This is a genomic window from Yinghuangia sp. YIM S09857 (assembly GCF_051388915.1).
GTDB lineage: Bacteria > Actinomycetota > Actinomycetes > Streptomycetales > Streptomycetaceae > Yinghuangia.
This window is the reverse complement of the sequence record NZ_JBPKBH010000006.1, coordinates 41,292-52,485: the sequence shown is the minus strand read 5'-3', so window position 1 is coordinate 52,485 and position 11,194 is coordinate 41,292. Positions and strand designations below refer to the sequence as shown.

The following is an 11,194-nucleotide window of genomic DNA, read 5'->3' as shown; positions in this document are numbered from 1 at the left end:
CGGCCTCGGTCCGAGGTCCCCCCCACCGGGCGTTCGCGTTGTGCGGTCGTCCGCGGCGTGCGGTCGGGTCAGGCCGTGACGGGGACCTTCGCGGTGCCCGCGTCGGCGGCGGTGTCCTGGCCCTTGGGCCCGGTTTGGACGCGGTCCGCACCGCCGCGCGGGATCAGGGCGGCGGTCAGCGATCCGACGGCGGCGAGGGCGACTCCCACCCACAGCGCCGGAACGAGTCCGTCCACGAAGTCCTGCGGCGACACGAACCCGCCCTGCGCGGAGAACACCGAGGCGAGGATCGCGACGCCGAGGACGCCGCCGAGTTCGCGCATCGCGTTGTTGGCGCCGGAGGCGACGCCCTGCTGCTCGGCGCGGACCGAGGCCATCAGCAGGCTGGCGGTCGGGATGAAGTAGAGCGACATGCCGACGCCGGAGAGGATCAGGGCCGGGATCTGCTCGGCGTACGTCACGTCGGGCGACGCGGTGACCGCGAACCAGGCCAGACCGGCGGCGCTGAGCGCGAGACCGAGGACGACGAGCGGGCGTCCGCCGATACGGGCGGCGAGCGGGCCGGCCAGCGGGGCGATCAGGACGGGCATCGCGGTCCACGGCAGGATGCGCAGCCCGGCGCCGAGCGCGGAGTAGCCCTGGACGCCCTGGAAGTACTGGGTCAGCAGGAAGATCGAGCCGAACACGCCCGCGAACATCAGCAGCCCGGAGAGGGTGAGCGCGGTGAAGGCGCGGTTGCGGAACATCGCCATCGGCAGCATCGGCTGCGGGGTGCGGCGCTCGTGGGCGACGAACGCGGCGAGGAACAGGACGCCGGCCGCGATCGGGCCGAGCACGGTCGCGCTGGTCCAGCCGTGGCCCTCGCCGCGGACCAGGCCGAAGACGACGCCGAGCATGCCGAGGCTGACCAGGACGGTGCCGGTGATGTCGAGGCGTCCGGACGGGCCGTGGCTCTCCTCGACCTTGCGGAGGACCAGCGGGATCAGGACGAGGCCGATCGGGACGTTGATCCAGAAGATCCACTGCCAGGACCCGCCTTCGACGATGGCGCCGCCGACCAGCGGGCCCAGGGCGACGGCGAGGCCGTTGATGCCGCCCCACAGGCCGAGCGCCATCGGGCGCTTCTCGGGCGCCACCGCCCGGGTCAGGATCGTGAGGCTCAGCGGAAGGATCGCGGCGGCCCCGGCACCCTGGATGGCGCGGGCGGCGATCAGGGTCTCGGTGTTCGGCGCGAGGGCGGCCAGCGCGGAGGCGAAGGTGAAGACGCCGATCCCCGCTGCGTACACGCGGCGGCGGCCGAAGCGGTCGCCGAGTGCGGCGCCGAGCATCAGGAGAACGGCAAAGCTGAGGGTGTAGCCGTTGACCGTCCATTCGAGTTCGGAGATCCCGGCGTCGAGGTCGTCGCGGATGGACGGTATTGCCGTGGTGACCACGAGGTTGTCCAGGCTGGCCATGAAAAGGGCGAAGCTGGACGCCAGGAAGGTCCACAGCACGGTGCGGGAACCTCCGGCGGGTGGCGCCTGGGTCGGGCTCATGTTCATCCCCTGACGGTTCGTCGGCCGGGCGGGGCCGATCGGATAGTTATTGATTACTAACTTTTGACGCGAAGCTGAGTTATTGATGACTAACTTTGCCGGGCACACCTCTCCCGGGGCACGGGGGACGGGCCCGGGGGCGCGAAGAGGGACGGCAGAGGGGTGGGTGGGGGTGCGGCGTGGGCGGGGAAGACGAGGGCGGCGCGGCTCAGTCCGGCGCGTTGGTCGCCCAGCACCGCTCGCACTCCACCTCGCGACCGTCCTCGCCGAGGAAGTCGCCGAAGTAGCGCTCACGGGGCAGGTCGATGGCGGCGATCACGTTGCAGAGCATGCCGCGCGCGAAGAAGGTGGTCATCACCTCGGCGTCCGCCCCGGTGATGTCGCGGACGAGCGCGTCGAGGCTGTCCCAGAACTTCCGGATCTGCGGCTTCAGCTCCGGGTCGTGCGCGGCGACGTACGCCTGGAGCTGGATGCGCAGCAGGTCCGAGTCCGCGTCCAGCAGGTCCTGGTACGCATGGGCCATCGCGTGGATGGCCTCGTGCCCCCGGAGGCCCTTCGTGGCGCCGGCGAACGTCTGCTCGACGCGCTGGAAGCCGTGCTCCACCGTGGCGAGGAAGAGCGCCTTCTTGTCGTCGAACAGGCGGAACAAGTACGGCTGCGAGACACCGACGCGATTGGCGATCGCGGCCGTGGACGTGCCGTGGAAGCCACCCTTGGCGAACTCGGAGAGCGCGGCGCGGATGACCGCGATCCGCCGCTCATCGGCGCTCATCCGGACGGTGCCGGCTCCTTTGGTGCTGGTGGGGGCTGCCATGTGAAGTAAGTTATTACTCAATAACTAGCGTCGTCAAGCGGTATCGGGGACGAATTCGAAGCGCTTCGGGGGGATGGGGCGCGGTAGGGCCGCGTCGGCGGGGAAGGGCGCGGTTGGGGCGCTTCGGGGGGAAGGGGCGCGGTGATGCCGCGTCGGCGGGGAAGGGCGCGATTGGGGTGCTTCGGCATAGAGGGGCGCGGGGCGGGATTGTGGGCAGGCGGCGGCCAGGGCGCGGCGTGGCGATCGGGGTGGTGGCGTGTGCCGCCGAAGTAGGGCTGGCGGCCTACAGGGTCGCGTTGATGAAGACCGGCTCGTTGATCAGGTCCACGGCGAAGAACTCTCGTACGCCGTCACGGACTTCGCGGGCCAGGGCCAGCAAGTCCTCGGTCTTCGCGGAGCCGCGGTTGGTGAGGGCGAGGGTGTGCTTGGTGGAGATGCGGGCAGGGCCGGTGCCGTAGCCCTTGGTGAAGCCGGCGCGTTCGATCAGCCACGCGGCGGAGGTCTTCGCGAGCCCCTCCCCCGCCGGATAGCGGGGTGGCTCCGCGCCGTCGCCCAGGCGCTCCGCCGCGCGGCGCGTCAGGTCGGCGAACTGCGCCTCGGTCAGGATCGGGTTGGTGAAGAACGACCCGGCGCTCCACGTGTCGTGGTCCGCCTCGTCCAGCACCATGCCCTTGGCCCGGCGCAGTCCGAGCACCGTGTCGCGGGCGGTCGCGAGCGGCACGCCGGCGCCCTGCTCGACGCCCAGCGCACGGGCGACCTCCGCGTACTTCACCGGAGCGGAGGCGCCGCCCTCGGCGCGGAGCTGGAAGTGCACGCGCAGCACCACGTAGCGGTCTGCGTTCTCCGGCGCCTTGAAGACGCTGTCGCGGTACGCGAACCCGCACTCGGACGGGTCGAGCAGCTCCATGCGCCCCGAGCGCCGGTCGTACACCTCGACCATCGCGACGGTCTCCGCGACCTCCTGGCCGTAGGCCCCCACGTTCTGGATCGGCGTCGCCCCCGCGCTGCCGGGGATGCCGGACAGGAACTCGATGCCGGCCCAGCCCGCGTCGACCGCGGTCTCGACCAGGTGGTCCCAGCGGACCCCGGCGTCCGCGCTGAGCAGGCCGTTGGCGCCGAGCGAGTGCCCCTTGGTGGCGATCCGCACGACGATGCCGTCGAACCCCTGGTCACCGACGACCAGGTTGCTGCCGCCGCCGATCAGCAGCAGCGGCGTGCCGTGGTCGTCGGCGTCCTTGACGACGGCGACCAGTTCGGCGGTCGTGGTCGCCTCGTACAGACGGCGGGCCGGGCCGCCGAGGCGGAGCGTGGTCAACGGGGCGAGGGGTGAATCGGCGAGATGCTGCACCCGGACAGCGTACGGTCAGGCGAGCTGCACCACGGCGCGTGGGACGCCGAGAACCTTGCCCGCGTCCCCGCACGTGACGTGGAGGTCGACGCGGACCCGCCGGTCGTCCAGCTTCTGCGCGACCTTGCCGGTCACCTGGACCACCGCTCCGTCGGGGTCGGGAACGACCACCGGACGGGTGAACTTCACCGAGTACTCGACCACCGCGCCCGGGTCGCCCACCCAGTCGGTCACGACGCGGACCGCCTCGGCCATCGTGAACATGCCGTGCGCGATGACGTCCGGCAGGCCGACCTCGACCGCGAAGCGCGGGTTCCAGTGGATGGGGTTGAAGTCGCCCGAGGCGCCGGCGTACCGGACCAGGTCAGCGCGCTCCACGGGGAAGGACTGCGGCGGCAGCTCGGTGCCGATCTCGACGTCGTCGTAGCTGATGCCTGCGGCCACGTCAGTTCTCCCCGGTCTTGGCGGTCTCGGCGGTGGTGTCGGCGGTGCTGTCGGCCGCGGTCCCGGCGTCCGCGGTGCCGCGCGCCGCGAGGGTGGAGCGGGCGGTCACGACGTGCTCGCCGTCCACCGTCGCGATGTCCGCGCGGGTGGTGATGATGTCGTTCCCCGCCATCGTCTTGATGTTCTCGACGGTGACGACGGCCACGAGGCGGTCGCCCGCGCGCACCGGGCGGGCGTACGTGAAGCGCTGGTCGGCGTGCACGACGCGCGAGTAGTCGAGCCCCAGTTCGGGGTCCATCACGATCTGCTCGGCGGCCCCGAGCGAGATCACGATGGGGAAGGTCACCGGCGCGATGACGTCCGGGTGGCCGAACTTCGCGGCGGCCGCCGGGTCGCGGTGGACGGGGTTCGCGTCGCCGATCGCGTCGGCGAACTCGCGGATCTTCTCGCGGCCCACCTCGTACGGGGCGGTGGGCGGGTACGTGCGCCCGATGAACTTGGGATCCAGCGCCATCCGAGGGTCGCCTCCAACGAAGCCGATGTGAATGCCGGGTGAATGCCGAGTGGGGTGACGCGGTGCCGCGGTGCCGAGCGCGTGTCGAATGGTGCGGCCGTACGACGAACGAGGCCACCCCGGATGCGGGGTGGCCTCGTCGAATGCCTGGGTGCTCGGTGCCGCCTGCGCGGACCGGCGTCAGCGGGTCTCGCGGTGCGCCGTGTGGGAGTTGCAGCGCGGGCAGTGCTTCTTCATCTCAAGACGGTCCGGGTCGTTACGCCGGTTCTTCTTGGTGATGTAGTTCCGCTCCTTGCACTCCACGCAGGCAAGCGTGATCTTCGGGCGGACATCTGTGGCAGCCACGGGAGCGCCTTCCTGACAGTCGCGGATGTGATTTCAGCAGAAGCAGCCGACCTGGGGTATCCCCCACATCGGCTCCTTGGGTAGCGGCGACCGGACTTGAACCGGTGACACAGCGATTATGAGCCGCTTGCTCTACCGACTGAGCTACGCCGCCTCGACGAAGGCCCCCGCCCATTGCCTGGACGGGGTCTTCCTCGTCAGAGCCCCAATACGGAATCGAACCGTAGACCTTCTCCTTACCATGGAGACGCTCTGCCGACTGAGCTATTGGGGCGAGCAGGTGAAACCATACACGGCCTATGCCCTGCATCGGAAATCGGTTACCCGCCCGCCCCGGTGCGGATGTTCGGCCGCAGGTCAGAGCTCCCCTGGCGGACCCCAGGCGCGTGCGGTGAGGGCCGCGTCCACCGCGCGCGCGTAGCCCGCGGTCGCCAGCCACGCGCGCGCGAGGCGGTCGGTGTCGGCCGGGAGGAGCCGTCCGAAGACGTCGCGGCCCCGGTCCGCGGCCGAGGCGGCGAGGTGTTCCAGCAGGTCGGCGCCGGTGCTGAGGCCGTCGCGGCGTAGGCGGGCGGTGTCGCGCGCGAGCGTACCGGCGAGGGCGACGGCGGGGCGGCCGCCGGCGACGGCGCGTTCCACCTGGCGGTGCACGAGGTACACGGGTGCCTCGTCGGTGTGCGGCGGGGCGAGGGTGGCGGTTGGTGGCGGGGAGGGGCGTACGCCGGTGTGACCAGCGGTCGCGGCGTGCTCCGCCGGGCCGGTGAAGTCGGCGCGCTGGAGGCGGTCGAGGCCGAGGTTGACGCGGCCTTTGAGGGCGGGGGCGAGGGTGAGGACGGGGGTGCCTGCCGCGGTGGGGCTGTGGCCGGGGCTTTCGGCGGGGCTGTCGGCGGCGGGGGTGACGGGAGCGGACGTGTCGATGGCCGTGTCGGGTGTAGAGGTGTCGGGTGTAGGGGTGGGTGCAGCAGCGTCGGATGTAGGGGTGTCCGATGTAGGGATGTCGGTCGCGGGGACGTCCGGTGTGGGGGCGGGGGCGACTGCGAGGACGCGTACGGCCGTGTCTGCTCCCGGTTCGAGCCGGCCGATCAGCCTCAGGGCCAGCCCGCGGTGACCGGCGATCAGGCGCATGTTGTCGCGGTACGCCAGGGCCGGGTGGTCGTCGGCGACCAGGAGTTGGACGGGCGTCCCCGTGCCGAGGCAGCGGGCCGCCACCCGATCGCCCTGGCCCGACGCGGCCGACGCGGCGATGGGCCCGAGGATCTCGACGTCCAGGAAGAGGAGTTCCGCACCGGCGCGGCGGGCGTCCGCGGGCAGTTCACGGGCCCGCAGGACGCGGGCGACCTGGACGGACGGCGGTTCGGCCCACAGCGCGGCGAGCGGTTCGGCGTGCCACGCGGCGCCGGACGCGCTGACGGCGCGCACCGAGGCGCCGGCGCCGAGGCGGCCCGTCGCGGACTCGGTGGCCCCGGAGACCAGCAGGCCCGCGCGGGTCAGCGCGTGGTGGTCGAGGGCGGTGTCGCCCATGCGTACGGCGCGCGCGGCCGCCCCGGCGATGCGGTCCGGGGTGCCGGGCATGACGTCGGAGACGGTGCGGAGCGCGCCGTCCGGGCCGAGGGTGTACGTCACGACGCCCGCATGCCCCGAGGCGGTGCGCAGGGGCTCGGTGAACAGGCCGTACAGGCGCAGTGATCCCGAGTGGGCGTACGCCTGCCGTGCCGTCCCCAGAAGTTCGGCGGATGCGGCCGACGAGGTCAACTGGTCGGCGGTGTCGAGGAGTTCGCGGAGGGATTCGGCGAGGTCCAGGAGGCGGTGGGCGGGGTCTTCGGCGCGGGCCGCGCGGAGGGCGGTGGTGACGGAGACGGCCGCGGCGGCGCCGCGGTGGAGTCCGGCGAGCTTCGCGGAGTGGGCGGCGCGCAGGAGTTCGGCCTGCTGGACGGCACCCGCGCCGGGGATTCCGGCGTCGAGGACGAGCGCGGCGGCCTTCCACAGGGTGTGGGCGGCGGCGTGTTGGGCGGGCGTGGTGGCGGTGCGATCGTCCGACTTTTCATCCGGCCCCCCGACCTGGGGGTTTAGTGGAGTCGTCGCGGCGCGGGCGTTCGGCCGTCCACCGGCGCCGGGTGATTGTCCGACTTTCGGAGTCTCGGCGGTGGACGGGCCGTCAACCACTGTGGGATCGGGGCCCGCGTCGGCGGCTCCGGCGGCGTCGTCGGGCGCATCGTCGGGATCGTCGTCCAGCGACACCGTCAGCGCCGACACGGCGGCGGCGCGGTGCAGGCAGCTCGGTGCCAACAGGCACGCGCACACCACGTCTTCGGCCGTACGCACGACGCCGCCGGGGGCATTCAGCGTGAGGTCCGCGTCGTCGTCCACCGCGATGCGCACGGTGTCGCCGTCGCGGGTGATCGGCCGGGCGAGGAGCTTGTCCACAGCCCCGTCCAGCCGCTTGCGCAGGCGCGGTGGGAGTGCTTCGACGATGTCGGCCACGACGCCGGGACGTACCGCGACCGACGCAAGGACCACGTCTGGTGTGCTCAACGGACCTTCTCCCCTACCCAGCGGGCCAGTTCGGTCGGGCTGAGGGCCGCGACCGGCATCCCGGCCGCGACCAACTGCGATGCGACGGCGGTCGAATAGCGCGGCTTGCCCCGGTCGTCCAGGCTCGCGCAGCCCAGGACGTGGCAGCCGGATCCGACGAGGGTGCGCACCTCGCCCAGCAGTCCGCCGAGCGGCCAGCCCTCCTCGAAGTCGCTGACGACGGCGACGAGCGTGCGGGACGGGACGGTGACGAGCTCGCGGGCGTAGCGCAGCCCGGCGGCGATGTGCGTACCGCCGCCGACGCGCACGTCGAGGAGCAGCCCGAGAGGATCGTGCACCTGGTCGGTGAAGTCGACCACCTCGGTCGAGAACGCCACGAAGTGCGTGGTGAGCGCGGGGACTCCGGCGAGGATGGACGCGGTGAGCGCGGACCAGATGGTCGACGCCTCCATCGAGCCGGACACGTCGACCACCAGGATCAGTCGCCAGTCGGCCGTGCGCCTGGCCTTGGTGCGGAAGACCGGTTTCTCCGGGATCACCGTGACCCGGCCGCCGGGGCCGGGCTCGCGGCGGGCGGTGGCGAGGTTGGCGCGGATCGTGCGCGGCAGGTCGAGGCCGCCGCCGGGGCGGTGGCTCGGGCGCGGGATGGTGACGCCCGCGAGAGCGGGGCGCAGCCGCGTGGCGAGTTCGCGTGTGAGCTCCGCGACGATGCGGTCCACCAGCGGGCGCAGGGCCGCGATGCGGGACTCCGGGAGGCCACCCGCGTGTTCGAGTACAGCGCGGAGCAGGTCGACGGAGGGTTGGGCGGCCGCGGGGTCGAGCTCGGTGATGGCGTCGCGGCGTCCGGCGGCGACCGCGGCGGCGAGGACCTCCTCGCGCACGGACGGCCCGAAGAGCGCGGCCAGGTCCTCGGACCAGTCGCGCGCCGACGGGTACGCGGCCTCGCGGCCGCCGCCGTTGGCGGGCACGGCCAGATCGCCGCGCGAGCCTTCGCCGCGGCCGGTGCCGTAGAGCTCGTCGAGGGCCGCTCCGATCCGCCCGGCACGGGAGTCGCGGGGGTCGGTGCGGCGACCGAGCACGAGCCGCCACCGCGCTTGCGGGGCAAGGGCGGTGTGATCATGCGATTTCTGTTCCAGGCCCCCACCTTGGGGGTTTGGCAGAGCCGTACCTTCCGCTGCCTCGGGTAGTCCACAGGGAGCGTCCGATCGTCCGACCGCCTCCCCCGGCCGCGGCGGCCACAGACCCCGTCCCGTCAGCACCGTCCGCGCCGCCAGGTCCGCCGACGTCCAAGCGGCCAGCGATTCCGGCGACACCGACGTCTCGGTCTCGATCCGGTCGTCGAGGCGCTCCTCGACAACCGCCAGCACCCGTCCCCGGGCCGCCGGGGAGAGTGCGTCGAACCCGCCGCGCAGCGCCGGGAGACGGGTCAGGAAGTCCCGGTCGGGCAGCTCCACCACCCGGGCGAGCAGCGGATCCAGCGCCGCGCCGCCCGCCTCCAGCAGCGGTCCGGCCGCCGTCAGCACGCCGGTGAGCCTCCGCACCAGATCGGCCCGCCGCTCCCCCGTCGTCGCGTCGTCCAGCCAGGACGCCACGCGCTCCCCGAATGCCCCGGCCTCCTCCTGGCCCAGGATGACCCGCACGGCCCCCGCCGCGGCGGCCATCAGCGGCGCCCCGTCGGCGGCCAGCCGAGCCAGTGCGTCCGTCAGGCGTACGCCTCCGAACGCGTCGGCCCGCCCGGCGAGTTCGACCAGCGCACGGGCGTCGACCACGTCCTCGGAGCCCGCCAGCCCGTCGATCTGCCGGACCGCCGCTGCCGTCAAGTCTGCGGCGATGGAAGGTAGTTCCTTCGGCGCCTGGTCCAGCCCCGGTATGTGCCCAGCGCCCACACGGTCCAACAGCGCCAATCCCGTGAGGAGTTCGGGCAGCGATGCGTACGCGGGCAGGATCTCGCCCACCTCGCGCACCCGTTCGGCGGCAAGCACCTCCAGCCCGCATTCCGCGGCTTGTTCGAGACCGGCCAACACCTGAGCGGCGGTCGGCCCCTCCTCCTCCAACTCGCGGCGGTGCCGGTCGCGCAGTACGCCCTCGGCGGCCTGCTCGGGGGTCACGCCGCGCACGCCCGCGACGTCCAGCATGGCCGCCGTGGACGGTGACCAGCGGATCCTCCAGCGTGTCGTCAGGGCGTCCGCCCCACCGGCCCCGACCACCTCGTCGGCCTCGGCATACGGGATGCGGCACACGGCGAGGCGCCTGAGCAGCAGTTCGCGGCGGCGGTCCAGTGGGGTGCGCAGCGGATCGAGCCGCATGTCGCGCTCCTCCGCCGGGTTCGCGGCGTGCGGTCCCGGCAGGCCGAGTTCGGCGAGCGCCGCCTCGACCGCCGGGCCGAGTCCGCTCCTCGGCGCGCCGGGGGCCCGGCGTCCGGCGCGCGTGCCGACGAGCACGCGTTCGAGTGCGCGGGCCACCGCCCGCCCCCGGCCGAGCGATTCGCCGTGGGTGAGCACCGTCTGTGCGGCTTCCACGAGTTCGCCGCGTCCGGCGGCGGGCAGGCCGCGCAGGCGGGCGAGGTCCCCGGCGACCCGGACGACCTCGCGGGCGTCCGCGGGACCCGACGCGTGGCCCTGCGCCCGGAGTTCGACGCTGAGCCGGGTCGCGGCGCGGGTGAGCACTCCGTACAGCTCGTTCGGGTCCCCCGCGGCCTCGTACACCTCGTGCTGCCACTCGGGGTCACGGATCCCGGCGGGGTAGCCGGAGCGCTCGTCGAGCAGCGCGTACGTGTAGGGCACGAACGACGTCACGACCTCCGCGCCGTCGCCCTCCCCCGGGAACTCGACTGCCTCGTCCTTGTCCTCGGTGAGCAGTCCGGGCGTGTGGAAGGCGCCCACGACCGCGACCGCCCGCTGCCCGTCGGCGGTCGCCTCGCGCAGCGCCCGCCGCATCCACGCCTCGCGGCGCAGGTCGAGGAGGTCGACGCCGCGCATGCGCACGGCGTCCTCGCGCAGCGCCCACCCGACGGCGAGCGCCGCCCGGCGTACGGCTTCCGCCGACGACCCGGGGGCGGCGGCCTCGACCAGCCGGTCCCACAGGTCCTCGCCGGGACGGCCGGTGAGGTTGCGGGTGAGGGCCTGGTGCACCCCGGGCCCGGGGTCGCCGCCGGGTGCCGGGTCCGAGGATGCCTCGGGCCCGTCGACCTCCGCGGGCGCGGCGGCCTCCGCCCATCCCCGGTGTGCCAGCGGCAAGTCGCAGGCAACGACCGGGACTTCGTGGCGCGCCGCCCAGCGCACGGCGGCCAGCTCCGGGGAGAACTCCGCGAACGGGTAGAACCCGAGCCCGTGCGGCCCCGCCCCCGCCAGGGCGACGGGGGCGCGCGTCTCCGGGTGTGCCAGCCACGGCACCCAGTCCTGGAGGTCGGCCGGGAGTTCGACCAGCACGACGTCCGGCTGTGCGGCGTCGAGCAGGGCCGGCATGGCCGCCGCCAGGGACGGCGCGTGGTGCCGTACGCCGATCAGGTACGGCCGGTCCGCGCCCGCGAGCCGGTCCACCGCGTCGCCGGGCGCCGTGCGCTCACTCATACTCCGTGCCTCGCCTTCTCCGGCTCGCTCATCCGCGAGCCGACCTTCCGCGCCCCGGTCGCCCTCGGCCGGGGCTTGTGCGGGTCCGCTGCCTGT

The 11,194-nt window shown here is 73.4% G+C and carries 8 protein-coding genes and 2 tRNA genes; all 10 read right to left on the bottom strand.

The genetic code is table 11. The annotated features are described in order from the left end of the window. Positions 1 to 68: 68 nt before the first annotated feature. Complete coding sequence (locus ACRX5S_RS14125) at positions 69 to 1,535, bottom strand: DHA2 family efflux MFS transporter permease subunit (protein ID WP_436773261.1); 1,467 nt, start codon at positions 1,533 to 1,535, stop codon at positions 69 to 71. A 208-nt stretch (positions 1,536 to 1,743) separates the two neighbouring features. Continuing rightward, positions 1,744 to 2,349: a TetR/AcrR family transcriptional regulator gene (locus ACRX5S_RS14120; protein WP_436773260.1), complete on the bottom strand. Its 606-nt coding sequence runs from the start codon at positions 2,347 to 2,349 to the stop codon at positions 1,744 to 1,746. Between the two features lie 283 nt (positions 2,350 to 2,632). Next, positions 2,633 to 3,697, bottom strand: coding sequence for a UDP-N-acetylmuramate dehydrogenase (locus tag ACRX5S_RS14115; RefSeq protein ID WP_436773259.1), 1,065 nt, complete (start codon positions 3,695 to 3,697; stop codon positions 2,633 to 2,635). A gap of 15 nt (positions 3,698 to 3,712) precedes the next feature. After that, positions 3,713 to 4,141, bottom strand: coding sequence for a MaoC family dehydratase (locus ACRX5S_RS14110; protein ID WP_436773258.1), 429 nt, complete (start codon positions 4,139 to 4,141; stop codon positions 3,713 to 3,715). A 1-nt stretch (position 4,142) separates the two neighbouring features. After that, positions 4,143 to 4,655: an FAS1-like dehydratase domain-containing protein gene (locus ACRX5S_RS14105; RefSeq protein WP_436773257.1), complete on the bottom strand. Its 513-nt coding sequence runs from the start codon at positions 4,653 to 4,655 to the stop codon at positions 4,143 to 4,145. A 180-nt stretch (positions 4,656 to 4,835) separates the two neighbouring features. Next, positions 4,836 to 5,000: a 50S ribosomal protein L33 gene (gene rpmG / locus ACRX5S_RS14100; protein ID WP_006604855.1), complete on the bottom strand. Its 165-nt coding sequence runs from the start codon at positions 4,998 to 5,000 to the stop codon at positions 4,836 to 4,838. 81 nt (positions 5,001 to 5,081) lie between these two features. Further along, a tRNA-Met gene (locus ACRX5S_RS14095) sits at positions 5,082 to 5,154 on the bottom strand. Between the two features lie 47 nt (positions 5,155 to 5,201). Next, a tRNA-Thr gene (locus ACRX5S_RS14090) sits at positions 5,202 to 5,274 on the bottom strand. 83 nt (positions 5,275 to 5,357) lie between these two features. Further along, a complete protein-coding gene (locus tag ACRX5S_RS14085; protein ID WP_436773256.1) occupies positions 5,358 to 7,529 on the bottom strand; it encodes a hypothetical protein in 2,172 nt (723 codons plus the stop codon). After that, positions 7,526 to 11,098: a DUF5682 family protein gene (locus ACRX5S_RS14080; protein ID WP_436773255.1), complete on the bottom strand. Its 3,573-nt coding sequence runs from the start codon at positions 11,096 to 11,098 to the stop codon at positions 7,526 to 7,528. The genes ACRX5S_RS14085 and ACRX5S_RS14080 overlap by 4 nt, the downstream gene beginning before the upstream one ends. Positions 11,099 to 11,194: the final 96 nt, after the last annotated feature.